General features: G+C 66.4%; 22 protein-coding genes and 1 pseudogene. 13 read left to right on the top strand and 10 right to left on the bottom strand.

Annotated features, from left to right (window positions below; genetic code table 11):
- Positions 1-8: 8 nt before the first annotated feature.
- A complete protein-coding gene (locus ACUCV0_RS22545) occupies positions 9-869 on the bottom strand; it encodes a LysR family transcriptional regulator (RefSeq protein WP_482213788.1) in 861 nt (286 codons plus the stop codon).
- 97 nt (positions 870-966) lie between these two features.
- On the opposite strand from ACUCV0_RS22545, the gene ACUCV0_RS22540 reads away from it, so the two are divergent.
- Positions 967-1,866 (top strand): DMT family transporter, encoded by a 900-nt coding sequence (locus tag ACUCV0_RS22540; protein WP_482213787.1) that lies wholly within the window; start codon positions 967-969, stop codon positions 1,864-1,866.
- Positions 1,867-2,103: 237 nt separating this feature from the next.
- On the opposite strand, the gene ACUCV0_RS22535 is transcribed toward ACUCV0_RS22540, so the two are convergent.
- Positions 2,104-2,241, bottom strand: a complete 138-nt coding sequence (locus tag ACUCV0_RS22535; protein WP_482213786.1) for a hypothetical protein — start codon at positions 2,239-2,241, stop codon at positions 2,104-2,106.
- A 174-nt stretch (positions 2,242-2,415) separates the two neighbouring features.
- A complete protein-coding gene (locus ACUCV0_RS22530) occupies positions 2,416-3,429 on the bottom strand; it encodes a GlxA family transcriptional regulator (RefSeq protein ID WP_059313813.1) in 1,014 nt (337 codons plus the stop codon).
- 249 nt (positions 3,430-3,678) lie between these two features.
- Here ACUCV0_RS22530 and ACUCV0_RS22525 point away from each other — a divergent pair, with 249 nt between their 5' ends.
- The 4 genes from ACUCV0_RS22525 to ACUCV0_RS22510 all read left to right on the top strand — a co-directional run bounded on the left by ACUCV0_RS22525 (position 3,679) and on the right by ACUCV0_RS22510 (position 7,785).
- Complete coding sequence (locus ACUCV0_RS22525) at positions 3,679-5,133, top strand: amino acid permease (RefSeq protein ID WP_482213785.1); 1,455 nt, start codon at positions 3,679-3,681, stop codon at positions 5,131-5,133.
- Between the two features lie 85 nt (positions 5,134-5,218).
- On the top strand, positions 5,219-6,097 hold the full coding sequence (locus ACUCV0_RS22520; RefSeq protein WP_482213784.1) for a GntR family transcriptional regulator: 879 nt from the start codon (positions 5,219-5,221) through the stop codon (positions 6,095-6,097).
- Between the two features lie 78 nt (positions 6,098-6,175).
- Positions 6,176-7,183: a nucleoid-associated protein YejK gene (yejK, locus tag ACUCV0_RS22515; RefSeq protein ID WP_271654047.1), complete on the top strand. Its 1,008-nt coding sequence runs from the start codon at positions 6,176-6,178 to the stop codon at positions 7,181-7,183.
- 164 nt (positions 7,184-7,347) lie between these two features.
- On the top strand, positions 7,348-7,785 hold the full coding sequence (locus ACUCV0_RS22510) for a hypothetical protein (RefSeq protein WP_017640942.1): 438 nt from the start codon (positions 7,348-7,350) through the stop codon (positions 7,783-7,785).
- Positions 7,786-8,001: 216 nt separating this feature from the next.
- On the opposite strand, the gene ACUCV0_RS22505 is transcribed toward ACUCV0_RS22510, so the two are convergent.
- A complete protein-coding gene (locus ACUCV0_RS22505; protein WP_482213783.1) occupies positions 8,002-8,907 on the bottom strand; it encodes a hypothetical protein in 906 nt (301 codons plus the stop codon).
- A 125-nt stretch (positions 8,908-9,032) separates the two neighbouring features.
- Complete coding sequence (locus tag ACUCV0_RS22500) at positions 9,033-9,548, bottom strand: dihydrofolate reductase (RefSeq protein ID WP_059313800.1); 516 nt, start codon at positions 9,546-9,548, stop codon at positions 9,033-9,035.
- Between the two features lie 81 nt (positions 9,549-9,629).
- On the opposite strand from ACUCV0_RS22500, the gene ACUCV0_RS22495 reads away from it, so the two are divergent.
- On the top strand, positions 9,630-11,018 hold the full coding sequence (locus tag ACUCV0_RS22495; protein ID WP_482213782.1) for a DUF2868 domain-containing protein: 1,389 nt from the start codon (positions 9,630-9,632) through the stop codon (positions 11,016-11,018).
- Positions 11,015-12,391, top strand: coding sequence for a GTPase/DUF3482 domain-containing protein (locus ACUCV0_RS22490; protein WP_059313798.1), 1,377 nt, complete (start codon positions 11,015-11,017; stop codon positions 12,389-12,391). Before ACUCV0_RS22495 ends, ACUCV0_RS22490 begins: the two co-directional genes overlap by 4 nt.
- On the opposite strand, the gene ACUCV0_RS22485 is transcribed toward ACUCV0_RS22490, so the two are convergent.
- The 4 genes from ACUCV0_RS22485 to ACUCV0_RS22470 form a co-directional block, all read right to left on the bottom strand.
- The gene (locus ACUCV0_RS22485) at positions 12,388-13,281 is read right to left on the bottom strand and encodes a proline iminopeptidase-family hydrolase (RefSeq protein WP_482213781.1); all 894 of its coding nucleotides are present in this window, start codon (positions 13,279-13,281) and stop codon (positions 12,388-12,390) included. The genes ACUCV0_RS22490 and ACUCV0_RS22485 overlap by 4 nt on opposite strands.
- Positions 13,282-14,289: 1,008 nt before the next feature.
- The gene (locus tag ACUCV0_RS22480; protein ID WP_160923579.1) at positions 14,290-14,451 is read right to left on the bottom strand and encodes a DUF2474 domain-containing protein; all 162 of its coding nucleotides are present in this window, start codon (positions 14,449-14,451) and stop codon (positions 14,290-14,292) included.
- A complete protein-coding gene (cydB, locus tag ACUCV0_RS22475; protein ID WP_482213780.1) occupies positions 14,451-15,473 on the bottom strand; it encodes a cytochrome d ubiquinol oxidase subunit II in 1,023 nt (340 codons plus the stop codon). Before cydB ends, ACUCV0_RS22480 begins: the two co-directional genes overlap by 1 nt.
- On the bottom strand, positions 15,470-16,915 hold the full coding sequence (locus ACUCV0_RS22470; RefSeq protein WP_059313795.1) for a cytochrome ubiquinol oxidase subunit I: 1,446 nt from the start codon (positions 16,913-16,915) through the stop codon (positions 15,470-15,472). Before ACUCV0_RS22470 ends, cydB begins: the two co-directional genes overlap by 4 nt.
- A 482-nt stretch (positions 16,916-17,397) precedes the next feature.
- Here ACUCV0_RS22470 and ACUCV0_RS22465 point away from each other — a divergent pair, with 482 nt between their 5' ends.
- The 5 genes and pseudogenes from ACUCV0_RS22465 (at position 17,398) to ACUCV0_RS22445 (ending at position 23,112) form a co-directional block, all read left to right on the top strand.
- A complete protein-coding gene (locus ACUCV0_RS22465) occupies positions 17,398-18,627 on the top strand; it encodes an MFS transporter (protein ID WP_271655904.1) in 1,230 nt (409 codons plus the stop codon).
- A 127-nt stretch (positions 18,628-18,754) separates the two neighbouring features.
- Positions 18,755-19,273: pseudogene (locus ACUCV0_RS22460) on the top strand (MCP four helix bundle domain-containing protein); the annotation flags it as partial.
- A gap of 63 nt (positions 19,274-19,336) precedes the next feature.
- Positions 19,337-20,401, top strand: a complete 1,065-nt coding sequence (locus ACUCV0_RS22455) for a methyl-accepting chemotaxis protein (protein ID WP_482213797.1) — start codon at positions 19,337-19,339, stop codon at positions 20,399-20,401.
- An 85-nt stretch (positions 20,402-20,486) separates the two neighbouring features.
- Complete coding sequence (locus ACUCV0_RS22450; protein ID WP_454252507.1) at positions 20,487-21,290, top strand: glucose 1-dehydrogenase; 804 nt, start codon at positions 20,487-20,489, stop codon at positions 21,288-21,290.
- Positions 21,283-23,112: a glycoside hydrolase family 15 protein gene (locus ACUCV0_RS22445; protein ID WP_323149459.1), complete on the top strand. Its 1,830-nt coding sequence runs from the start codon at positions 21,283-21,285 to the stop codon at positions 23,110-23,112. Before ACUCV0_RS22450 ends, ACUCV0_RS22445 begins: the two co-directional genes overlap by 8 nt.
- A 339-nt stretch (positions 23,113-23,451) precedes the next feature.
- On the opposite strand, the gene ACUCV0_RS22440 is transcribed toward ACUCV0_RS22445, so the two are convergent.
- Positions 23,452-23,856 carry a response regulator gene (locus ACUCV0_RS22440; protein ID WP_237140569.1) on the bottom strand — a complete coding sequence of 135 codons (405 nt, stop codon included), beginning with the start codon at positions 23,854-23,856 and terminating at the stop codon, positions 23,452-23,454.
- Between the two features lie 217 nt (positions 23,857-24,073).
- Between ACUCV0_RS22440 and betT the strand changes: the two genes are divergently transcribed.
- Positions 24,074-26,071, top strand: a complete 1,998-nt coding sequence (gene betT, locus ACUCV0_RS22435; protein WP_059313790.1) for a choline BCCT transporter BetT — start codon at positions 24,074-24,076, stop codon at positions 26,069-26,071.
- Positions 26,072-26,195: the final 124 nt, after the last annotated feature.

Raw genomic sequence — 26,195 nt, 5'->3', positions numbered from 1 at the left:
AGAGGGGTTCAGATCCGAAAACCCTCGGCGATCAGCCCGGCCAGGTGAGCGCAGGCGGGGCTGCGTTCGCCCGGTGGCGAGGCCAAGCGCAATTCGTGCACCGGCAGCCTGGGGAAGCCTTCTTCCGGCGACAATTCGCGCATCGGCGGGGTCATGCGCGCCTGGTCGGTGATGGCCACCGCCTGACCCAGTTCGACCGCGGCCTCCAGCGCTGAAGAGGCGGCGCTGGTCACTACCGCGTGCCAGCGACGGCCCTGGCCGGTCAGCAGGTCGATGCCCAGTTCGCGATAGCTACAACCTTCGCCGTGCAAGGCCAGCGGCACGCTGGCATCCGGATTCAGATGCAGCCCAGGCCCGGCGACCCACACCGGCTGGGTGTGGGCGAACATCTGGCCGTCCGCCAGATCGCTGCGGGGCGGCCCGACCAGCAGCGCCAGGTCCAGCAGTCCCTGGCCGAGCCAGCGACGGAGCTGGCTGCTGTTGCCGGTCAGCACCTCCAGCACGATTCCCGGGTGCTCGCCCTGCAACCGCGGCAGCACCGCCTTGAGCAAGCGGGCCGCATAGTCTTCGGCCACGCCCAGGCGCACCTCGCCCACCACTGGCTGACCGGTGAGACCCGCAAGGATACGGTCGTGGGCCTGCAGCAGGTCGGCGGTCTCCAGCAGCACGCGGCGCCCGAGCGGGGTCAGGGTCACGGCCTGGTTGTCGCGCTCGAACAGCCGACCACCGGTCTGCTCTTCCAACCGACGAATCTGGCTGCTCACCGCCGAGGGGCTGCGGTTGAGCTGCAGCGAGGCTGCGCGGAACTGCCCCAACCGGACGATGGTGTGGAAGGTACGCAGGACGTCGATGTTGAGGGGAGCCGGCATGATGCACCTTTATCGAATCATATCTGCTGATAATGTCGTTTGAGTGTATTACCAGTCTGGCCCAGGCTCAAGGCATCCCGTCCCCAGGAGCCTGGCCATGACCCGCGCCCTTTCTTCCCCCCTGCTACGTCAATTCGCCCTGGTACTGTGCTGGAGCGCTGGCTTCGTCGGCTATCGCTATGCCGCGGACCAGGCCCCTACCCTGCTGGTGACCTTCTGGCGTCTGCTCCTGGCCGCCGCGCTGCTGCTGCCCTTCGCCTGGGCCGACGTGCGGCGCCTACCACTGAAAGTCATCGGTCAGCAGGCGGTCATTGGAGTGCTCGCCTTCGCCGGCGCGGCGGCGCCAGCGGCCAAGGCCATCGAACTGGGCGTCTCGCCTGGGCTGGCGGCGCTGCTTTCGGATCTTTCGCCGCTGCTGGTGGCTCTGGGTTGCTGCCTGCTGCCTAGCCAGCGCACCAATGGACGCCAGTGGCTCGGACTAGGCCTGGGGCTGGCGGGGGTGTTGCTCGCCACCGGGGCAGGACTGGGACTGGGCGTGGCACCGCGCTGGGCCTATGCCCTGCCACTGGGCGGCGCCCTGGCGCTGGCCCTGGCGACCCTGGTACAGAGTCGCCTGCCCCCCAGTCGCCTGGCCCTGCGGACCCAGCTGTTCATCCAGCTCGCGGCCAGCAGCTTGGTAATGCTGGGAGTGGCTGGGATAGAAGGTCCCCTGACACCTCCGCTGACCCTCGGCTTCGCGCTGGCGGTACTCTGGCTGTTGATCCCTACCCTGCTCGGCTTCGGCCTCTACTGGCTATGCCTGCGCCAGGGCAGCCCCCAGGCAGTGAGCGGCGCTCTCTACCTCAGTCCGCCGGTAGCCTTGCTGTGGGCCTGGGCCTGCTTCGACGAGCCCCTGGCACCGGGCATGCTGCTCGGCCTGCTGTTTGCCCTGGCGGGGTTGCTCTGTTTGAATGCGGCGGAGCGCACTGGCCGACTGGAGCCTGCAATGGACAGATGACGGCATCGCCGCGCCGTATGCGGCGTCACCCTTCCCTACTTATAAAGACAGCTCAGGGTGCGTCAGCAGGGCCTTTGCAAGCTGGTATGACCTTTCATGCCGGCCCAGGCCTTGCTTCCACCCTGGGCAGGCACGGGGCAGAAGCTTTGACTGGAAAGCGTGATGCTGACAGCCGTCAGCATCACCACGCGCCTCGTTCATCGCGAGGCGCGCGCCGGATCAGGCCTTGTCGTCGGCCTAGTCGTCGTCATCCTTGAGCGCAGGCTTCTTGCCTGGTTGTGGCGCGTGCTCGGCATCGGGCGCGATGTCCTCGCCATGATGCTTCTTCTCTTGTTGCACTTTCTTGTCGTGGGCGACGTTACGGGGATCGGTCATGGGATTTCCTTGGCTTGAAAGTCATTCGGACACCCATCGACGCATCATGCGGGCAGTGTTGCACCGGGGTGATGATTCGATCCTGACCGCGCGCGGCCGTTCACCGTGCGCGACGAAGAGGCCCGACCATTCAGGTCCTTTGCCGCAAGGATTGTTGCTGCCAGAACGACCTGCCTAGTACTTGAGTCGCCGTTCCTTGGAGGGCGGATAGCCGAAGTAGGCCGAATATCTTTTGCTGAAGTGCGTGACTGAGGTGAAGCCGCAGGCGACCGCCACCTCCAGTACCGACAGCCTGGAATGCTGCAGCAGGCGACGGCCCTCGGTGATGCGCAGTTCCAGGTAGTAGCGCATGGGCGCGGTGTCGAGCTGCTCTCGGAACAGCCGCTCGACCTGACGCCGCGAGCGGCCGGCGTAGTCGCACAGCTGCTCGATGGTCAGGGGCTCCTCGATGTTGGCTTCCATCAGGGTCACCACCTCGCGCAGCGGTGGCGTCATCTGCACCTTGAGGGTGGGATTGACCTGGCGGAAGCGCGATTCCTCGAAAGCCAGGATATTGACCAGGCCATCGGCCAGGGCGCTGCCGCACTGGGCACCGATCCATTCGAGGAACAGGTGGAAGGCGCCACTGGGGCTGGCGGCGGTCAGCCGGTCGCGATCCAGTACATGGCTTTCCGCCGAGGTCTTGCAGCCACGCACCCGCTCGCTGAAGGCGCTGCGGTGCTCGGGATGGATGGCGCAGCGATAGCCGTCCAGCATCCCGGCCTGGCCCAGTTGCCAGGCGCCGTTCCACAGGCCACAGAGGGTCACCTGCTGCTTGGCCGCGCGCACCAGCAGCGCCTTGAGCCGCGGGTCCAGCTCCAGCGGCGTCCGCAGGCCACCACAGACCACCAGCAGATCGAAGCGGGCGCTCTCCGCGGCGCGGTAGTCGCCGTCCGGACGGATGACGATGCCGAGGTCACTGAGCACCTCGGCGCCGGTCGGGCTGTAGGTCCGGGTGGCGAAGGTCCCGGCGGCCAGCAGGTTGGCGGTGACCAGGGTATCCAGCGCCTGGGTGAAGGACGGCAGGGAAAAGTGATCAAGCAGGATGAAGCCGACCAGCCGGGAAAACTCCGGCCGTGGCCGCGTCGACTGCAACTGCAGGTAGTTCTTGCCCTGGATACCGCTACCAAAGGTTCTTGAATCGATCACGCTGTGCTGCCTTCTCCGACCTTGGGCTCATGCTAGCCGAAGCTCAGCCTGGCGATGATCGGACTGCGACAGCTTCGCACCGACGACCGCCATCCCACCTGACGCCCTTAGCCTGCTAAGCTTCGCCGCTTTTTTGCCACCTGCCCGTGCAGGTCGCCGCAGGCGGTGGGTGCACCGCCCTGCACCCCATGACCGAGAATGGCCGCCAGAGCCAACGTCCGGCCCCTTCAACTGCCAGCTGGAAATTCCATGTCCACCGCCTCTCCGAGTCTGCAGCGCCGGCTCAAGCCCCGTCACCTCAACATGATCGCCATCGGCGGCTCCATCGGCACCGGGCTGTTCGTCGCCTCCGGCGCCACCGTGGCCACCGCTGGTCCCGGCGGCGCCCTGGCGGCCTATGCGCTGATCGGTTTGATGGTCTACTTCCTCATGACCAGCCTCGGCGAAATGGCCGCCTACCAGCCGGTGTCGGGCTCCTTCTCCATCTATGGCAGTCGCTTCGTCGAGGACGGCTTCGGCTTCGCCCTGGGCTGGAACTACTGGTACAACTGGGCGGTGACCATCGCTGCCGAACTGGTGGCGGCGCAGCTGGTAATGGGCTTCTGGTTTCCCGAGGTGCCGGGGCTCATCTGGAGTGCGCTGTTCCTCGCACTGATGTTCCTGCTCAATGCGGTGTCGGTACGCGGCTTCGGCGAGAGCGAATTCTGGTTCGCGTTGATCAAGGTGGCCACCGTGGTGGTCTTCATCGGCCTGGGCCTAGCTGCCATCCTCGGCATCTTCAACGGCATCGAACCGCCGGGACTTTCCGTGTTCACCCAGGGCGAAGCGCCCTTCGTCGGCGGCCTGCAGGCCATGGTCGGGGTGGCCATGATCGCCGGCTTCTCCTTCCAGGGCACCGAGCTGATCGGCATCGCCGCCGGTGAATCGGAGAATCCGCGCAAGAACGTGCCCATCGCCATCCGCCAGGTGTTCTGGCGCATCCTGATGTTCTATGTGCTGGCGATCTTCGTCATCGGCATGCTGATTCCCTACACCGATCCGCGCCTCTTGCAGAACGATGCCACCGACGTTTCCGTCTCGCCGTTCACCCTGCTGTTCGAGCGCGCCGGCCTGGCCTTCGCCGCCAGCCTGATGAACGCGGTGATCCTCTCGGCGGTGCTCTCCGCCGGCACCTCGGGCATGTACGCCTCGACCCGGATGCTGCACAGCCTGGCCGAACAGGGCAAGGCGCCGCGGCTGTTCGCCCGCGTTTCGCGCAATGGCGTGCCGCGCAATGCCCTGCTGGCCACCACCGCGGTGGGTGCCCTGTGCTTCTTTACCTCCCTGGTCGGCGACAAGGCCCTTTATAGCTGGCTGCTCAACACCTCGGGCATGTGCGGCTTCATCGCCTGGCTGGGCATCGCCGTCTCCCACTATCGCTTCCGCCAGGGCTACCTGGCCCAGGGTCGCCGCCTGGAAGACCTGCCCTACCGCGCCAAGCTGTTCCCCTTCGGGCCGCTGCTGGCCTTCGCCCTCTGCCTGGTGATCACCCTGGGGCAGAACTATGCCGCCCTGTTCGGGCCGAACGGCGTCGATTGGCTGGGCCTGGCCGCTACCTACATCAGCCTGCCGCTGTTTCTCGCCGTCTGGCTGGGCTACCGCTTCAAGCACCGCAGCCGCCTGGTGAAGCTCAAGGACATGGACGTCAGTCCGAGCGGGGACTGAGCGACCGCCAGCGGGACCTGCCGGCTGCGCCCGGCGGGTCCCGTGCTAGCATCCTGACCTTTCCAGTCGACTCGCCAGCGCTGCCATGGGCAACACTCTCGCCTCCCAACTGATCCCCGAGATCCTTACCTACATCGCCTCGCACCAGCTGGCGGTGGGCACGCGACTACCCGAACGTACCCTGGCCGAGCGGCTGCGCGTCTCCCGCTCGCCGGTGCGCAGCGCCCTGCAGCAGATGGCCGACCAGGCCCTGCTGGCGCGCCATCCCGAAGGCGGCTTCGCCGTGGCCGCCGCGGCCCTGGACGCCACGCCCCAGGCGCGCGAAGAGGTGTCCGCCAGCGAGCGCCTGTACCTGACCATCGCCCGCGACCGGATCGAGGGCGAACTGCCGCTGAAGGTCACGGAAAACGAGCTGATCCGCCGCTACCAGGTCACTCGTGGGCAACTGGCCGACATCCTCAGACGCATCGTCCAGGAAGGCTGGGCCGAGCGCCTGCCGGGCTATGGCTGGAGTTTCGTCGAAGGCCTCACCTCGCCCGACGCCTACGCCCAGAGCTATGCCTTCCGCCTGCTGATCGAACCCGCCGGCATCCGCGACGCCGGCTTCACCCTGGATGCCGGTGAATTGCGGCGCTGCCGCGATGAGCAGGCGCTGCTGGCCGCGGGCCGGGTGTTCGAGGCCTCGCCCGCGGAAATCTTCGACGCCAACACCCGCCTGCACGAGACCATCGCCCGCTGCTCTGGCAATGCCTTCATCCTCGATGCGCTGCGCCGCCTCAATCGCCTGCGCCGGCTGATCGAGTACCAGAAGTCGGTGGATCGCCAGCAGGCCCAGCGCCGCTGCCAGGAACATCTGCAGCTGATCGATCTGCTGCTGGAGGGCCGCCGCGAGGACGCGGCAGCCTTCATGACCCTGCATCTCGGCAACGCGCTGCAGGAAAAGCTGACGGCGCCCGCGAGCTGAGCCTGCGGCGCCAAGGGCCTGCCCGCCAGGGCGCGGGGGCGTTAGACTGGTGGACTTTTCCCGTCACCCGAGTCCGCCATGCCGATCCGTCACGCCATCGTCCATCTGATCGACAAGAAGCCCGACGGCCAGCCCGCGACCCTGCACGCGCGGGACGCCACCCTTACCGATTCCCAGGCCATCGAGAACCTGCTGGCCGATCTCAACGACAGCTACAACGCCAAGCCCAACAAGGCCTGGGGCCTGTTCCACGAGGAATCCGGCGCCTACCCCTTCAGCGGCTGGCTCAGTGCCTACCTGGAAGGCGAGCAGGACTTCGTCGCCTTCAGTCGCCAGGCGGTGGAGCACCTCAAGAGCCTGATGGAGAGCAGCAACCTCTCCACCGGCGGCCATGTGCTGTTCGCCCAGTACCAGCAGGGCATGACCGACTACCTGACCATCGCCCTGCTGCACCACAGCGAGGGGGTGACCGTCACCGAGAGCCTGGAGGTGGCCCCGGCCAAGCACCTGGACCTGGGCCAGCTGCACCTGGCGGCGCGCATCAACCTCTCGGAATGGCGCAACAACAAGCAGTCGCGCCAGTACATCTCCTTTATCCGCGGCAAGGGCGGCAAGAAGGTCTCGGACTACTTCCGCGACTTCATCGGCTGCCAGGAAGGCGTCGACGCCAAGGGCGAGACCCGCACCCTGCTCAAGGCCTTCAGCGACTACGTGGAAAGCGAGGACCTGCCCGAGGAAGCCGCCAAAGAGAAGACCGATACCCTGGTGGACTACGCCAGCAGCCAGGCCAAGCGCGGCGAGCCCATGGCCCTGGACGCCCTTTCCGAGCTGATGGACGACCAGGCCCCGCGTGCCTTCTACGACTACATCCGCAACAAGGACTATGGCCTGGCTCCGGAAATCCCGGCGGACAAGCGCACCCTCAATCAATTCCGCCGCTTCACCGGCCGCGCCGAGGGACTGTCGATCAGCTTCGAGGCGCACCTCCTGGGTTCGCGTATCGAATACGACGAAGGCCAGGACCTGCTGATCATTCGCGAGGTGCCCAGCCAGCTCAAGGACCAGCTCAAGCGGCGCAATGACTAGCCTGAGCGCAGCGAGCACGGTCATCGGCGAATGACCGTCGAGCCTCCTGGACACCTGGGGTTGCAAACGCGATCACCGATCGGGCGCCCCCGGCTGGACAGCGGCCGGCCAAAGGGGGCACAAGATGTCCCTTCTTTTCCTTATCTGCCGAAAAAGTCGAAACCATGAGCCAGTACCCCTTCGAACGCCGCATCGTCATCACCCTGCAATCGAACAATGAATTGACGCTCGACGCCGCCCTCGACCAGGCCGTGTCGCGCATCAAGCAGGGTGAGACCCACGGTGGCGACGAAGGCCTGGCCACCGCCTACAGCTTCCACGTGGATACCGTGGCCGAAGGCCCCTCCGGCCCGGTGGACCTGGGCGAATACCTGGGCCGCCCGGCGACCAAGGCCGAGCAGAGCGTGGTGGACGCCGGCGTGGTCCCGCGCTTCCGCCTCGGCCAGACGGTGGCGGTGCAGGTCGGCAATGGCGAACCCAAGCCCAGCAGCATCCAGGAAGTACGCCTCTTCCCCCAGGTAGAAGGCCCCTGCTGGCTGTACCTGGTGGAAGAGCGCGTCCATCGCGACTACCTGCCGGCGAAGAAACTGCGGGCGATCTGAGCAACGACACGCTGTTGGGCTTCGCTGGCGCTCAGCCCAACCTACCGACCCGTAGGTTGGGCTGAGACGGTTTCATCGTCGAAGCCCAACAGCCAGACCTGAGCGCCACGATGTTGGGCTTCGCTGCGCTCAGCGCCAACCTACCGACTCGTAGGTTGGGTTGAGACGGCTTCATCGTCGAAGCCCAACAGGCAGGCCTGAGCCCAACAGCCCCACTCAACCGAACGCGGCGATCTGGCGATAGAGCGACAGGGCTGGCGCTGTGGTCCTGCTGGTCATCTGGGTGAGGATACTGCCATCCAGCGCGGTGTTTGCCCCTGCGCCCTGTCCGTCCGCCGGCAGCACCGTCCACTGGGGTGCACCATCGGCACCGGTGCTGACGTTGAAGGTCGGCGCCGACAACTGGGCGGTTTCCTGAGCGGCAGCGGTCGCCACGCCGCCAGGGCTGAGGCCATCGATGAGCTGGCTGCTCAACTGATTGGGATGCCAATCCGGCATGCCGGGATTCAGCGTACCGAGGATGCCGGCATCTTCCGTGGCGGCGGGAGCCCAGTTCCAGGACGCGGCACCCTGATCCTGCGGGGAAAGCCCGGAGAAGGCCACGTTGGCCGCATCGGTGCCACGCTGCGCGCCTTCGAAATAGGCAAGCTGACGTTCAGCCGAAGTGAAGGTGCCCGAATCGTCGCTGGCGATACGCGTCAGGCTGTCGCTGTCCAGGTTGGCGAAGGGATCCTGGGTGGAGGCGTCGGCATAGCGACTGTCGTCATGGTAATAGCTCACCAGCAGGTGATTGGCCGCCTGCTTCGCCAACTGGATACGGTCGGGACTGGCCCCCTCGGGCATCTCGCCGAGCACGGCGGCGTCGGTACCCTGGCTGCGGATCTGTTGCTGGAGGATCTGCATGAAGCTGTCGAGATCGCTGTTACCGTTCGACTGGCCCGGCAACAGCCTGGCAATGAGCTGGGCGGCGGGCGACAGGTCCACCGCGACATCGGTGCCGGCTGGGGTTCCCCCCGCGCTGGCGGAATCGGCGGCGGGTGCGCCCTGATTGCCGGTAGCGCTCGGATTGGCAGGCTGAGTCCCTGTCGTTGCCGTCGAAGTCTGGCTGTCGATCGCCCTCATGGTCGTGCCCTCCGGCCGCCCAGGCGGCCTGCCTCAGCATCTTTATGCCATACCCGTCTTAGGTTTTACTTAAGGCCGGGGCAAAGATCGGAGACGCGACGCGGGAAAGACACAGGCGACAGGCGCTAGCCCCGCCGCTCCCAGACCTCGCAGGCATAGGCGGGACGATCGTCCTCGGCCGCATGCTCCTGCCGCGAGACGAGCTGCCAGTCGCTCTCCTGCCATGGGGGAAAGAAGACATCGCCTTGCGGCGCCAGGGCGACTCGGGTCAGGTAGAGGCGCTGCGCCTGGGGCAGGGCGTCGGCGAACAGCTGGGCACCACCGATCAGCATGATCTCGGCTGCCTGGTGCTCAAGGGCCCACGCCTCGGCGCGCTCGACCGCCGCCGCCAGCGAGGTGCGGACCTCGGCACCTTCGGCCACCAGATCAGTCTGACGGGAGACCACCAGATTCAGCCGTCCCGGTAGCGGGCGGCCAAGGGAGTCCCAGGTCTTGCGACCCATGACCAGCGGCTTGCCGAGGGTCACGGCCTTGAAATATTTGAGCTCCGCCGGCAGGTGCCAGGGGAGACGATTGTCGATGCCGATGACGCCGTTATCAGCCACGGCAACGATCAGGCTAAGGGGGAGAGAAGTTTTCATGGTGACAGAGCATAACAGAGGCGTTAACAGCAGGGACGCCAGGGACTGTCCTCGGCGTTTTTGCCGCAAGGGCGTCCCCGCGTGACCGCACCCCCTTCTCCCGCCTTCGAAGATCTCTGGCTGACCGAAGCCCTGCGCCTGACCGAGGAAGACAGCGGCCCCCTGGAAGACGCCGAGGCCAATCGCCAGGCACGAGCGGCCGGTGGTGCCTTCGAGACGCGCCTGGTGACCCGCGCCCGGCTGCTCGGCCAGCGTGACGGTCTGCTGGCCGCGCGGCGCCGTTGGCGCCAGGGCGCGGTGCTGGCCGCCTGGCTGCTCGGCATCGTGGCGCTGTTCTGTGGCGCCGGCCTCGCCGCTGGCGCCCTGGGTGACGGCAGTCGCCCGGTCAATGTGTTCTGGGCGCTGGGCAGTCTGCTCGGTCTCAATCTGCTGAGCCTCGCGGTCTGGGCCCTTGGCCTGCTGGGGGGCGGACGGCAGCTGGCCTCGCCGCTGGCGCGGCTCTGGCTGTGGCTATCCGGTCGCCTGGCGCGCGATGCCCGGGCCCTGCACCTGGGGCCGGCACTGGTCGGCCTGCTCGGCCGCGCCCGCCTGCTGCCCTGGGCCCTGGGCGGCCTGGTCCATGGCCTCTGGCTGCTGATCCTCGGCAGTGCCCTGGCGACCTTGCTGGCGCTGCTCTCCGGACGCAGCTACCTGTTCGTCTGGGAGACCACCCTGCTCGGCAGTGACACCTTCGTGCTCCTGACCCAGGTGCTGGGCGCCCTGCCCCACCTGCTGGGCTTTCCCCTGCCCGATCCGGCCAGCATCGCCGCCAGTGGCGATGCGGCCAGCCCCCTGGCCGCTGCACGCCAGGCCTGGGCTGGCTGGCTGCTCGGGGTGGTGCTGGTCTATGGCCTGCTGCCACGCCTGCTGCTGACCCTGCTCTGCCTGTGGCGCTGGCAGCGCGGCCGCCAGCGGCTGCGCCTGGACGTGGAGCGCCCTGGCTATCTGCAACTGCGTGAACGCCTGCTGCCCACCAGCGAACGCCTGGGCGTGAACGACGCCGCCCCCGCGCACCTGCCCCAGCAGGACGCCGGTGGTCTTACCCGTACCGGCGACGAGGCGCTGCTGGTAGGCATCGAGCTCAGCGACCATATCTGGCCGCCGCCGCTGCCCGAGGGCGTGCGAGACGCCGGCGTCCTCGACGACGGTCAGGGGCGCCGGCACCTGCTCGAACAGCTGACCCGCTATCCGGCCCGCCGCCTGCTGATCGCCTGCGATCCCCGCCGCTCACCGGATCGCGGTACCCTGACGCTGCTGGCAGAACTGTCGCGCTGCGCCACGGCGACCCGCATCTGGCTGCTGCCCGCACCCCTGGGTAGCAAGCTCGATCCGATCCGCCTGGATGACTGGCGCCAGGCACTGGACGCCCTGCATCTGGCACACTGCGAAGGCGATCAAACAGAATTGGCCTGGCTGGAGACGAATCCATGAGCGGCCCCCTGCGCCTGGCGCTGGTTGGCCACACCAATGTCGGCAAGACCTCGCTACTGCGCACCCTGACCCGCGACGTCGACTTCGGCGAGGTCTCCCATCGCCCCAGCACCACCCGTCACGTCGAGGGCGCGCGGCTGTCGGTGGATGGCGAGGCCCTGCTGGAGCTCTACGACACGCCCGGCCTGGAAGACGCCATCGCCCTGCGCGACTATCTGGAGCAATTGGAGCGCCCCGGCGAACGCCTGGACGCCGCCACCCTGCTCGAGCGCTTTCTCGACAGCGTGGAAGCTCGCCAGCGTTTCGAGCAGGAAGCCAAGGTGATCCGCCAGTTGCGCGCTTCCGATGCCGGTCTCTATGTGATCGACGCCCGCGAGCCGGTGCTGGCCAAGTACCGCGACGAGCTGGCGGTGCTGGCCGGCTGCGGCCGGCCGCTGGTGCCGGTACTCAATTTCGTCGCCGCCGAGGGCCACCGCGCCGACGACTGGCGCGCGACCCTGGCCCGCCTCGGCCTGCATGCCCTGGTGCGCTTTGACAGCGTCGCGCCGCCGGCAGACGGCGAGGCCCGTCTCTACGAAAGCCTGGCGACCCTGCTGGAAAGCGGCCGCCCAGCGCTGCAACGGCTGATCGCCGACCATGCCGAACAGGCCCGGCGCCGCCATCAGCAGGGCGTGCGCCTGATCGCCGAACTGCTGGTGGACGCCGCCGCCGCGCGGCGCAGCGTGGCGCCCGGCGAAGCCGAGGTGAGCACCGCGACCGCCGAGTTGCGCGATGCCCTGCGCAGCCGCGAACAACGTTGTGTGGAAGAACTCTTGCGGTTGTTCGGCTTTCGCCCGGGCGATGCCCATGCCAGCGACCTGCCGCTGCTGGACGGGCGCTGGGGCGATGACCTGTTCAATCCGGAAACCCTGCGCCTGCTGGGCATTCGCCTGGGCGGCGGCGTGGCGGCCGGCGCCGCGGCGGGGGTCGGGCTCGACCTGCTCGCCGGTGGCCTGACCCTGGGCGCCGCCACGGTGCTGGGTGCCCTGGCCGGTGGCCTGGCGCAGACCGGCGGCCACTACGGCCGGCGGCTGTTCGGCAAGTTGCGCGGCGGGCGGGAGCTGTCCATCGACGATGCCGTGCTGCGCCTGCTGGCGCTACGGCAGCGTCAGCTGCTGGCGGCGCTGGAAATCCGCGGCCACGCCGCCCAGGGCGCCATCGAAGTGGCCGCGCCTGACGAGCAGCGCTGGCGCGAGGGCAAGCTGCCCGCCGCCGTGCAGGTGGCGCGGGCCCACCCGGAATGGTCGGCGCTCAATCCGCGTCCGCGCCTGCAGGCCGACGACCGCCAGACCCGTATCGACGAGATCGCTGCGGCCCTGGACGCGGACGCCTAGCCGCGCTCCACCTCGGCGAGAAAGTCTGCCACCAGGGCCATGCAGGCCTCGCGCTCTTCCACATGGGGCATGTGGCTGGAGTCTTCGAAAATGCGCCAGCGCACGTCCGGTATGAGCCGCTCGAAGGGCTCCACGCAGGCCGGCGTCGCCTCGTCATGGCGGCCGGAGATCAGCAATGTCGGCACCCGGATCCGCTCCAGCCGCTCGATCACGCTCCAGTCCCTGAGACTGCCGATCACATGGAATTCGGTCGGGCCATTCATGGCGTGATAGACGGTGGGGTCGGCGTCGATGGCGGCGAAGGTACGCGCCACCTCGGCCGGCAGGGGCTGTACCCGGCAGACGTGGCGGGCATAGAAGACCTCGCTGGCGGCGCGGTACTCCGGTGAGGCGGTGGTACCGGCCGCCTCGTGGCGCTCCAGGGTGGCCTGCACCTCGGCTGGCAACTCAGCCCGCAGTCCAGCCGCCGCCGCGCGCCAGAGCGCCATGGAAGCCGGCGAATTGGCGATGATCAGTCCCCTCAGCCCTACTGGCTGGCGTACCCCATGCTCGGCAGCCAGCATCCCGCCCCAGGACTGACCAAGCAGCACGTACTCGACGATGCCCAGGTGGCGCAGCAGGTTGTTCAATTCGTCGAGAAACAACGCCACCGTCCAGAACCCCGGATCGATGCCGCGCAGGTGGGTGGAACGGCCATTGCCCAATTGGTCGTAATGCACCACCGGCCAGCCGTGCTCGGCCAGATCCTTGAAGCTGTCGACATAGTCATGGGTGCAACCGGGACCGCCATGAGCCACTACCAGCGGCAGCCGCCCGCTGGCCAGGTCGCCGGTGACCCGGTACCAGGTCTGGTGGTCTTGGAAATCGGCGTAGCCTTCTCGAACCTGCATGGATGCCTTCCTCGTCTGGATGGGAACGGGGTCAGGCTAGCGGGCGGGTGGCAGGGGGATAACTGGGAAAAGTTGTAGGTTTGGGGAGTTTGGCTGATTCGCGGAACCAGTGGATTCCCTGTGCTGATGGTCCCTGTACGCCGGATGCCTCCTCCACACTAGACCGCCCCCCCTCCCGCTTGTGGGGGAAGGCTGGGGTGGGGGGCTCTCGCCAAGCTGACTCTCGGTGTATTAGGAAGCTTCTTATTCCGCCCCCGCCGGGCGGGTCACTTTTGCCAGACGCGGCAAAAGTAACCAAAAACGCTTGCCCTGGTCATCCGGCCCGGCGCTACGCGCCGCGTTCCCTCGCTCCGCCGTCCTTCCGGCGGGCCGTCGTCGAAGGGCCGTCCTGGCCCTCGACGCCTTTCGCGGCATCCTTGCCGCTCACCCACCTACAGAACGGCTGTGCTCGGCCTACTGAACAGGGCGCTGGGTGCCGGCTGAAGGTCCCTTTGAAAACTGGTCAGCTCTTCGCGTTTTTCGGTATGGCATTAAGCAATAGTGCCAAGAAGACGTACTACGACGGGCCAACACAGACCGAATAACTCGAAGTGTCAGCCGGCACCCCAGTGCCCCGTCTGGCCGGCCGAACGGCAGTGTCGCGGAAGCGGGTGAGCGGCATGGATGCCGCGAAAGGGGCCGAGGGCCAGGACGGCCCTTCGGCCCCGGCCCGCTGGAGCGACGCTGACGTGAGGGCATCCTGCACAAGGCGCAGGACCGGCCAGTCGGGGCGAGCGTTTTTGGTTAATTTTTTTGCGACTGAAAAAAGTAACCCGCCCGGCGAGGGCGGAACAAAAGCCTACCGAGCACACCGCAAATCAGCTCGGCAGGTTGAGCCACCCCCTACCCCAACCCTCCCCCGCAAGCGGGAGAGGGGGCGTCTGGCGTAAAGGGTAGCTTTCCAGCACAGGATCGCACCTCGCGTAGGGTGGATGACGGCGCAGCCTCATCCACCAACACACGGAAGGGTCAGTGCGACTTGAGCCCCGCCGCCGTCAGCACCAATCTCAGCACCCAGGCCACCACGCCCAGGGCCACCAGACTGCAGGCCCAGATGGCGGCCATCCAGGCCAGCCGCTGCCAGAGCGGCTTGTTGTCCGCGGGATTGGGTTCGCGCGAGCGGCCGACCATCAGTGATAGCCCTCCCCCGTCCGGACCTTGCCACGGAACACGTAGTAGCCCCAGAAGGTGTACATCAGGGTAATGGGAATGATGAACAGGGTGCCGATGAGCAGGAACAGCTGGCTCTGCGGCGGCGACGACGCCTCCCAGATGGAAACTGCCGGCGGGATGATGTTCGGCCAGAGGCTGATGCCCAGGCCACTGTAGCCGAGAAAGATCAGCGCCAGGGTGAGCAGGAAGGGCGCATGGTGCGAGTCCTCGCGCAGAATGGCGCGCAGCAGGGCCAGGGTCACCACGGCCACCAGGATCGGCACCGGCAGGAACCAGATCAGGTTGGGCATGCTGAACCAGCGGGCGGAGATGGCCGCCTGGCTCAGCGGCGTCCAGATGCTCACCACCGCGGTGAAGGCCAGCAGCAGGAACAGCAATGGCTTGGTCAGGCGGCGCATGGTGGCCTGCAGCGGGCCTTCGGTCTTCATGATCAGCCAGGTGCTGCCCAGGAGGGCATAGGCGACGATCACGCCCAGGCCGCAGAACATCGAGAAGGGCGTCAGCCAATCCAGCGGCCCGCCGACGTACTGGCGATTCTCCACCGGGAAGCCTTCGATGAAGGCACCCAGGGCCACGCCCTGGCAGAAGCTGGCCAGCAGCGAGCCGAAGATGAAGGACTTGTCCCACAGGGCTTCCTTGCCTTCCTGGACCTTGAAGCGGAACTCGAAGGCCACGCCGCGGAAGATCAGGCCGATCAACATGAAGATCAGCGGCAGGTACAACGCCGGCAGGATCACCGAGTAGGCCAGCGGGAAGGCGCCATAGAGCCCCGCCCCGCCCAGCACCAGCCAGGTCTCGTTGCCGTCCCAGATGGGCGCCACGGTGTTCATCATGACGTCGCGGTCTTCCTTGCCCTTGACGAAGGGAAAGAGGATGCCGATGCCCAGGTCGAAGCCATCCATGACCACGTACATCATGAGGCCGAAGATGATGATGATCGCCCAGATCAGCGGGAGGTCGATGCCAGGGATGCCGTTCATGTGCGGTCTCCGGTCAGCTGGTCGGTGGGGTTTTCTTCTTCCAGGCCGCCATCGGCGCCGGACAGCGGACGCTTGGGATGGCGATCGGTGCCCGGGCCGCCGGAGGTGGGCAGGTCGCCTTCACCGGTGTGCGGACCCTTGCCGATCATGCGCAGGGCATAGAGGGTACCGATGCCGAACACGGCGAAGTAGACCACCACGAAGGCCACCAGGGTGATGCTCAGCTGGGTGACGCTGTGGTTGGACACCCCGTCCTTGGTGCGCAACAGGCCGTAGACGATCCACGGCTGGCGGCCCACTTCGGTGGTGAACCAGCCGGCCAACAGGGCGATGAGGCCGACCGGGCCCATGCAGGTGACCAGGCGCAGGAAGCCGCGGGTCTCGAACAGCTTGCCGCGCCAGCGCAGCCAGGCGCTCCACAGGCCAGCGGCGATCATCAGCATGCCCAGGGCGACCATGATGCGGAACGACCAGAACACCACATAGGCCGGCGGCCGGTCTTCCTTGGGGAAGTCCTTGAGCGCCGGGATCGGCTCGGTGAGGCTGTGCTTGAGGATCAGGCTGCCCAGTACCGGGATCTCCAGCTTGAAGCGGGTTTCCTCGCGCTCCATGTCCGGCCAGCCGAACAGGATCAGCGGGGTCGCCTCGCCGGGGGGATTCTCCCAGTGGCCTTCCATCGCGGCGATCTTGGCCGGCTGGTGCTCCAGGGTGTTGAGGCCGTGGGCGTCGCCGACGAAGGCCTGGATGGGCGCCACCAGCAGGGCCATCCACATGGCCATGGAAAACATCTTGCGCACGGCCGGGTTGTCGTTGCCGCGCAGCAGGTGCCAGGCCGCCGAGGCGCCGACCAGGAAGGCCACCGACAGGTAGGCGGCGATGGTCATGTGCGCCCAGCGGAAGGGAAACGACGGGTTGAAGATCACCGCCAGCCAGTCCACCGGGACGATGCGCCCGTCGACGATCTCGTAGCCGCTCGGGGTGTGCATCCAGCTGTTGGACGACAGGATCCAGAAGGTCGACATCAGGGTGCCGATGGCGACCATGACCGTCGAGAAGAAGTGCAGGCCGCGGCCCACGCGATTCCAGCCGAACAGCATGACGCCAAGGAAGCCGGCCTCGATGAAGAACGCGGTGAGCACCTCGTAGGTCAGCAGCGGACCGGTCACGGCGCCGGCATAGTCGGCGAAACCGCTCCAGTTGGTGCCGAACTCATAGGCCATCACCAGACCGGACACCACGCCCATGCCGAAGAAGATCGCGAAGATCTTCAGCCAGAAGTGATACAGATCCTTGTAGACGTGGTTGTCGGTCTTCAGCCAGAGCCCTTCGAGCACGGCGAGAAAGCTCGCGGTACCGATGGACAGCGCCGGGAAGACGATGTGGAAGGACACGGTGAAGGCGAACTGGATCCGGGCGAGATCCAGGGCTTCGAGGCCGAACATAGCTATTCCTCTCAGGCACGCCGGCTGTCGAGGGCAGCCGGTCGAGATGACGCTGACCGAGGTTCGAGCCCCAGGCATCGCCAGCGGTTCTAGCGGGACGCTAAAAAGGTGGCGCGGCTAGCCGATCAGGCGTGCCCGGAAACTGACGTGGATCAACGTCAGGCTTTAGAGTAGACCTCTTGGATACATTTGCTTACGCGGTTCGATGTCGCACTGGGCAGGCTGTCGCACCCCAGGTGCGCTGTTTGAGCCGTCGACCGCGTCATTGCAGCGGGGCTTTTTCGTCCGCAGCGGCGGCATTGCCACTCCTCACCATAGCCCTGCCATGAGCCGCCGCGGCGCCTGGCCTCGCCAGCGGAGCACCGAACCGCAGAAAATCGCTCGCCCATTTTTCACGAACGCCTGAACCACCCCGCCAGGTTGTCTGACGATTAGTCTCCAGGTGGCTTAAGATGCCGCCTCTGCCCCCGCGAGCCCCAGCCATGTCCGGCGATACCCTGCAGCTGCGTCACCATCGTCCCTTCGTCGCCTTCTGGTTCGCCCGCGTCTGTACTGCCGGCAGCTTCCAGATGCTAACCGTGGCCATCGGCTGGCACCTCTATTCCCTCACCGGCAACGTACTCGACCTGGGGCTGGTGGGCCTGGTGGAGTTCCTGCCGCGAGTGCTGTTCATGCTGCACACCGGCCATGTCGCCGATCGCTACGATCGCCGCCGGGTCGCGGCCCTCTGCCAGACCGGCCAGGGGCTGATCGCCCTGGTGCTGCTGGTGGGCAGCCTGAACCAGGCGGTGACCCGCGAACTGATCTTCATCCTGGCCTTCTGCCTGGGCACCGCCCGCGCCTTCGAGCAGCCGACCACCCAGGCGCTGCTGCCCAACATCGTGCCACCGGCGATCTTTCCCCGCGCCATCGCCGCGGCGGCCTCGGCCATGCAGGGCGCCACCATCATCGCGCCCGCCTTGGGTGGCCTGCTCTATGCCCTGGGCGCTGCCTGGGTCTACGGCCCGGCCGTGCTCTTCTATGGCATCGCCATCCTGCTGGTGTCGAGCCTGCCGGCACGGCAGACGCCCAGCCAGAAGGAAAAGCCGACCCTGGACAACCTGCTGGCCGGCATCCGCTTCATCAAGAGTCGCCCGGACGTGCTCGGCGCTATTTCCCTGGATCTCTTCGCCGTGTTGCTAGGCGGCGCCACCGCTCTGCTCCCGGTGTTCGCCGCCGACATCCTGCTCACCGGGCCCTGGGGCCTCGGCCTGCTGCGCTCGGCACCCGCGGTGGGCGCCCTGGGCATGTCCTTCCTGCTCGCCTACGTCAGCCTCAATCGTCACGTCGGGCGCGTCATGTTCGGCTCGGTGGCGCTGTTCGGCGTGGCCACCATCGCCTTCGGGCTATCCACCTCGCTGTGGTTCTCGCTGGGCACCCTGGTGGTGCTGGGTGCCGCCGACATGGTCAGCGTGGTGATCCGCAGCTCTTTCGTCCAGCTGGAAACCCCGGATGCCATGCGCGGCCGGGTCAGCGCGGTCAATGGCCTGTTCATCGGCGCCTCCAATCAGCTCGGCGAATTCGAGTCCGGGGTCACCGCGCACTTCTTCGGCACGGTGCCCGCCGTGGTGCTGGGCGGCGTCGGCACCCTGGTCATCACCGGGGCCTGGATGAAGCTGTTCCCGGGTCTGGCCAAACGCGATCGCCTGCACGAGCCCCGCGTCGACAGCTGAGCCGCCCGTCACCGCCACGGTCGTTCATCCGCCCTGAACGACCGTTCGGCCCAGGGGACATTTATCGCGCAAACCTTAATCGCAAAATGTGATCCATGTCACATACCGATCGAGTCTTGAGGTTTCCATGCGTACCCCCCTTTCCATAGCCGCTCGCCTGAGTCTGGGCTTCGGCCTCATCCTGGTGCTGATGCTGCTGATCACCCTGGTCGGCGTCCAGCGCGTCAACGTCATCGACGACACCCTGACAGCCGTCAGCCAGGGCGCCAGCGTCAAGCAGCGCTACGCCATCAACTTCCGCGGCAGCGTCCACGACCGCGCCATCGCCATCCGCGATACGGTGCTGATCCACGACGCCGCCCCCCTGGCGAACCGCCTGGCCGACATCGATCGCCTCAAGGCCTTCTATAGCCAGTCCGCCGCCCCCATGGATCAGCTCTATGCCAGCCAAGGCGCCACCCCCGAGGAGCAGCGCCTGCTCGCGGCCATCAAGGAGATCGAAGGCATCGCCCTGCCCTTGACCGATCGCCTGCTGCAGCTGCGTCAGGCCGGTGATCTGGAAGGCGCCCGGGTGTTCCTGCTCGACCGCGTCTCGCCGGCCTACGTCGAGTGGCTCAAGCGCATCAATGCGCTCATCGATCACGAGGAAGCCATCGCCAGCGGCCATCTGGGCGAGGTTCGTACCATCGCCGGCGGCTTCCGCTGGCTGATGCTGGTGACCTGCGCCATCGCCCTGCTGCTGAGCGTGACCGTCTCCATTCTGCTCATTCGCCAGATGGGTGCGACCCTGGGCGGCGAGCCCCACGCCGTGGCCGCGGCCATCCGCCGGCTGGCCGAGGGCCGCCTGGACGACCGTCCTGCCACGCGTCACCCGGACAGCGTCATGGGCACCCTGGGCAGCGCTACGGCGCACCTGGGCGAGACCATCGTCCAGGTGCGTAGCACCGCCACTTCGGTCGCCGCGGCTGCCGCCCAGTTGCAGAACACCGCGCAAACCAACCAGCGGCACACCGATGTCCAGTCCAACCAGGCCCAGCACATGGCGGCGGCGATCACCGAACTGGCCGCCACCATCGGCGAGGTCGCCGGCTACGCTGCTCAGGCCGCCCAGGCCACCGGCAATGCCAGTACCCAGGTGGACACCGGCAACCAGCTGGTGGCCAGCTCCGGCCAGGCCATCGGCCAGCTGGTGCAGGCCTTGGAGCAGGCCAGCGTGACCGTGCAGCAGGTGTCCAGCGACAGTGCCAGCATCGAGAACATCGTCGCCGTCATCAACGGTATCGCCGAGCAGACCAATCTGCTGGCGCTGAATGCCGCCATCGAAGCCGCTCGTGCCGGTGAGCAGGGCCGCGGCTTCGCCGTGGTGGCCGACGAGGTACGTAACCTGGCGACCCGCACCCAGGAGTCGACCCGCGAGATCCGCGGCATGATCGCCACCCTGCAGGAAGGCGCCAGCCGCGCCTCCGCGCAGATGGAAGAAAGCCGCAGCCAGGCCCATGAGACCGCCGAGCTGACCCAGCGCGCGGTCACGGCCCTGGCGGCCATTCGGGCCGACGTTGGCTCGGTCAACGCCATGAATGCCCAGATCGCCACCGCAGCCGCCCAGCAGACCGCCGTGGCCGAAGAGGTCAACGAGAACATCAACCGTATCCACTCGGCCACTCTGGAAACCGCCAGTGGCTCGCAGCAGATCGCCGGAGCCAGCCGTCAACTGGCAGAACTGGCCGAGGATCTGGAACGCCGTATGAGTCTGTTCCGCACCGCCCAGACCTGAACATCCGGCAACGCTCCCGGGCTGAACCTAGCGGCAAGCGTGACGGTCAGCAGTCAGACACCTTTTCCCGCACAGGAGTCTGGACATGCAGCTTTCCCTAAACGGTCAGGTCGCCCTGGTCACCGGTGGCAGCTCCGGGATCGGCGCCGCCGTCGCCGAAGCCCTGGCCAAGGCCGGTGCCGCCGTCGCCATCAACTACCATTCCAGCGCCGAGCCGGCCGAGGAATTAGCCAAGCGTATCGAGGATGCCGGCGGTCGCGCCATCGCCGTCGGCGGTGACGTCGGCGACGAGGCCGAGGTCCAGGCCCTGTTCGACCAAACCCTGGAAGCCTTCGGCCGGCTGGACATCCTGGTCGCCAATTCCGGCCTGCAAAAGGATGCGGCGGTCGCCGACATGTCGCTCAAGGACTGGAACACGGTGATCAACACCAACCTGACCGGCCAGTTTCTCTGCGCCCGGGCGGCGATCCGACAGTTCCGCAAGCAGGGCCGTGACGAGAACATTTCCCGCGCCCTCGGCAAGATCATTCACATGAGTTCGGTGCACGAGGTCATTCCCTGGGCTGGACACGTCAACTACGCGGCCTCCAAGGGTGGGGTCAATCTGCTGATGCGCAGCCTGGCCCAGGAAGTCGCCGCCGAGGGCATCCGCGTCAACAGCATCGCCCCGGGCGCCATCGCCACCGCCATCAACGAAGAGGTGACCGGTGACGAGGCCAAGGCGCGCGAGCTGCTCAGGCTGATCCCCTACAAGCGGGTCGGCCATGTCGATGATATCGGCAACGTGGCGGTTTTCCTGGCCAGCGACCTGGCCGACTACATCGTCGGGACGACCCTGTTCGTCGACGGCGGCATGTGCCTCTATCCGGGATTCGAAGACAATGGCTGATTCCTCCTCCGTGCACGCCCGCCGCAGTATCGGCGCCCACGGTGTCATCGGCGACCTGCGCACCTGCGCCCTGGTCGCCACCGACGGCACCATCGACCACTTCTGCTGGCCGAATCTGGACAGTCCCTCGGTGTTCGCCTCCCTGCTCGACTCGGAAAAGGCCGGTTACTTCAGCCTGGCGCCGGTCTGGGAGGATGCCCGTGAACAACAGCTCTACCTGCCGGACACCAACATCCTGCAGACCCGCTGGCTTTCGGCGGACGGCGTTGCCGAGGTCACCGACCTGATGCCGGTGTGCAGCAGCGACGACACCAAGCCACGCATCGTGCGCCGCGTGCAGGCGGTGGCCGGAAGCTGCCGTTTCCGCCTCGTCTGCGCCCCGGCCCACGACTACGCCCGGGCCCAGACCCGGGCGCGTCTGGTGGACGGCGGCGCCCTGTTCGAAGCCGACGGCCAGCCGACCCTGCGCCTGGCTTCCAGCGTCACCCTGCAGGTGGAGAGCAATATCGCCTACGGTGAATTCGAGCTGGAACAGGGCCAGCAACTGGACTTCGTCTTTGGCTGCGAAGAGGACGACAAGGTCGTCACCGGGCAGAGCGATCTCTGCTTCGAGGAGACTCACTCCTACTGGACCCGCTGGGCCGCCAAGAGCCATTACCAGGGGCGCTGGCGCGAGATGGTCACCCGCTCCGCCCTGGCGCTCAAGATGCTGACCTCCTGCAAGCACGGCTCCATCGCCGCGGCCGCGACCTTCAGCCTGCCCGAGGCCCTGGGCGGCGAACGCAACTGGGACTACCGCGCCTCCTGGATCCGCGATGCCTCCTTTACCGTCTACGCCTTCATGCGTCTGGGCTACACCCAGGAGGCCAAGGACTTCACCCATTGGGTGGGTCAGTGCGTGGAAAACAGCCACAACGCCCCGGAAAAGCTGCAGATCATGTATCGCCTGGACGGTGGCCTGGATCTGCCCGAGGAAACCCTGGACCACCTGACGGGCTATGCCAATTCCAGTCCGGTGCGCATCGGCAACGAGGCCTACAAGCAGGTCCAGCTGGACATCTATGGCGAGCTGATGGACGCCATCTACCTGTCCAACAAATATGGCGAGGCCATCTCCCATCACGGCTGGAAGGACGTGGTGCGGATGATCGATCACGTCTGCGAGAACTGGAATCAGCCGGATGCCGGTATCTGGGAGATGCGTGGCGATCCCGAGCACTTCCTGCATTCGCGCCTGATGTGCTGGGTAGCCATCGACCGCGCCATGCGGCTGTCGGTCAAGCGCTCGCTGCCCATGCCCTACGAGCGCTGGTACGCCGCCCGCGCCGCCATCCAGGAAGACATCTGGGAAAACTTCTGGAACGCCGAGCTGGGGCACTTCACCTCGACGCGCCATGGCAAGAGCCTGGACGCAGCCCTGCTGCTGATGCCCCTGGTGCGCTTCGTCAGCGCCACCGATCCCATGTGGCTGGCCACCCTGGACGCCATCAAGACCAACTTGGCCTACGATGGCATGATCCGCCGCTACAACCCGGTCGATACCCCGGCGGACAACCTCAAGGGCGAGGAAGGCGCCTTCGTCGCCTGTGCCTTCTGGTACGTCGAGTGCCTGGCCCGCGCCGGCCGGGTCGACGAAGCCCACCTGGAGTTCGAGAAGCTGCTGGGCTATGCCAACCCGTTGGGCCTGTACGCCGAGGAGCTGGACAAGCGCGGCTATCCCCTGGGCAACGTGCCCCAGGCCCTGTCGCACCTGGCCTTGATCAGCACCGCCTTCTTCCTGGATCGCAAACTGAGCGGCCGGGATCCGCAGTGGCAACCTTAGGTTGCTCTGGATCGCGGTCCTGGGTCGCTCCTGAGGTATCCATAGGAGCGGCCCATGGCCGCGATGCCGTCAGTAGCCGAAATGATCATGAAGAGGCCGGGCGCTGGCGATAGGCAAGCTTCCCCTCCCGCTATCCTCTCCACACTGGTGCTACAGCGCCGAATCCATCGCGGCCATGGGCCGCTCCTACATGCGCATCGAGCGACTGCTCTGACAGAAGTGCGACCCGTAGCCTGGATGACGGCGCAGCATCATTCACGGAAGGATCACGAAAGGGCTTCGCTGCTGGAACTTGAAAGGTGGAATGGCTCAAACACTGGGGGAAAGTCAGCTAACCCTTCACGCCACCCGGCTTTGCCCCAGCGCCTCGTTGACGCAGTTGGCCATGTCGTCGATGTGCCAGGGTTTGGGCATGAAACGGGTCCGGCCGGCGCCGCGTGGGACCGTCAGGCGATCACCCGAGGTGAGGATTACCGGAATATGTGGCCAGCGTTGGGAGACGAGTTGGGCCAGCGCTTCGCCATCCAGCCGGCCCGGCATGCGCACATCGGTGAAGAGCACGTCGATGCGAGCGCCGTTCTGCTCCAGATAGCTCAGCGCCGCATCGGCGGTGGACACGGCCACCACCTGCAGGTCCACCAGGGATTCGAGCGCTTCGGTGGCCAGTTCCCGCAGCAACGGCTCATCCTCCACCAGTAACAGTAGAGGACGATAGCCGCCGAGAAGGGAAGATGCTTGTGTCATAACAAACAGACTTTGCCAAACAGGCGCGGTTCTGGCTGCTTGGCCCAGTCTCGACCAAAGTCGACCACCGGCAGTGGCAACCCCTCTAAGCGGTATTTTTCCAGCGTTTCGCTGAACCTGGGCGTTCACCTCAAGAACCCGCTGTGATATTCTTTCTTGTTTGAACGATCAATAAAAAAAGAACCCCATCCCCTTTGGCAGCTCGTAAGGAGTCCCCATGAGTGCGACGCCCTCATCCGGCACCGTAAAGCTCAATCCCCCCGCCTTCTATTGCGCGGCGGCAGTGATCCTGCTGTTTTCCCTGGTCGTCATCGGCTGGCCCGATCAAGCGGGCGTCTGGTTGCTGCAGGCGCAGACCTGGGCTGCCAACACGGTCGGCTGGTATTACCTGCTCGCCATGTCGCTCTACCTGGTGTTCGTGGTGGTCACCGCCCTGTCCGGCTACGGCAAGATCAAGCTCGGTGCCGACCACGACCAACCCGAGTTCAGCTACCTGTCCTGGGCCGGCATGCTGTTCGCCGCCGGCATCAGCATCACCCTGTTCTTCTTTTGCGTGTCCGAACCCCTTACCCACTTCACCCAGCCCCCGGCAGGTGAAGGCGGTAATTCGGCAGCGGCCCGCCAGGCCATGCAGATCCTCTTTCTGCACTGGGGCCTGCATGGCTGGGGCGTCTTCGCCCTGGTGGCCATGTCCCTGGCCTATTTCGCCTACCGGCACAATCTGCCCCTGGCCCTGCGTTCGGCACTCTATCCGCTGATCGGCAAGCGCATCAACGGTCCCATCGGGCATGCCGTGGACGCCTTCGGCATCATCGCCACCATCTTTGGCCTGGGCGCCGACCTTGGGTTCGGGGTGCTGCACCTCAACGCCGGGCTCGACTACCTGTTCGGCATCAGCCACAGCCACTGGGTACAGCTGGTGCTCATCGTGCTGATGATGGGCGCCGCCATCGCCGTGGCCGTGTCCGGCGTGGACAAGGGCGTGCGGATCATGTCCGACATCAACATGGTGCTGGCGGTCGCCCTGCTACTGTTCGTGCTGTTCGCCGGCCCTACCCAACATCTGCTCAACACCCTGATCCAGAACATCGGCGACTATCTCGCCGCGCTGCCGGGCAAGAGCTTCGACCTCTATGCCTATGACAAGCCCTCCGACTGGCTCGGCGGCTGGACGGTGTTCTACTGGGCCTGGTGGATCGCCTGGGCGCCCTTCGTCGGGCTGTTCATCGCCCGCATCTCGCGCGGCCGCACCATCCGCGAATTCGTCTTTGGCGTCCTGTTCATCCCGCTGGGCTTCACCCTGGCCTGGCTGTCGATCTTTGGCAACAGCGCCCTGGAACTGGTCCTCGGCCAAGGCATGACCGGCCTGGCACAGACGGCGCTCACCGATCCCGCCATGGTCTTCTACCAGGTGCTGGAAACCTATCCGGCCAGCCGCGTGGTGATCAGCGTCGCCGTGCTGGTGAGTTTCGTCTTCTTCGTCACCTCGGCCGACTCCGGCACCGTGGTGCTGTCGACCCTGTCGTCCAAGGGCGGCGAGGCGGACGAAGACGGGCCCAGATGGCTACGGGTGTTCTGGGGCGCCGCGGTGGCCCTGGTCACCGGCGGGCTGCTGTTCGCCGGCAGCATGGATGCGCTCAAATCGGCGGTGGTGCTGACCTCCCTGCCCTTCTCGGTGGTCGTCCTGCTGATGATGTGGGGCCTGCACAAGGCACTGCACCTGGAATCCCAACGCCAGCGCGCGCGACTGCATTCCCTGGCACCGGTGGCGACCAACGGCAAGGCCCGCCACGGCGGCTGGCGCCAGCGGCTGTCCCAGGCGGTGTACTTCCCCTCACGGGACGAGGTGTACCGCTTCATGGACAGCCTCGTGCGGCCGGCCATGGAAGAGATGGTCGAGGTCTCGCGGGAGAAGGGACTGGTGGTGGAAACCCAGTTCGATTCCACCAATGCCAACCTGCAGCTGACCATCGGCCACGGCGAGGAGCACCCCTTCATCTACCAGGTGATCATGCAGGGCTACTTCACGCCCTCCTTCGCCCGTGCCGGCATCGGCCGGCTGCACCTGAAGAACCGTCGCTACTACCGCGCCGAGGTGCACCTCACCGAGGGCAGCCAGGACTACGACTTGGTGGGCTACAACCGCGAGCAGATCCTCAACGACATGCTCGATCAGTACGAACGCCACCTGCAGTTCCTGCACCTGGTACGCTAGAAGGTGGTTTTTTCGTAGACTGAAAGGCCATTGAAAGCGATAGACGTCGTATAATCGCTCTCAGGGTCGGCCCCGTGCCGGCCCCGGGGTCGGTACGCCTCGCCGGCCCCTCGCCGTTTGGAGA

It is taken from the genome of Pseudomonas sp. VMV1 (genome assembly GCF_056790235.1).
The sequence above is the reverse complement of the archived record's forward strand: the minus strand, read 5'-3'. Positions and strand labels throughout refer to the sequence as shown.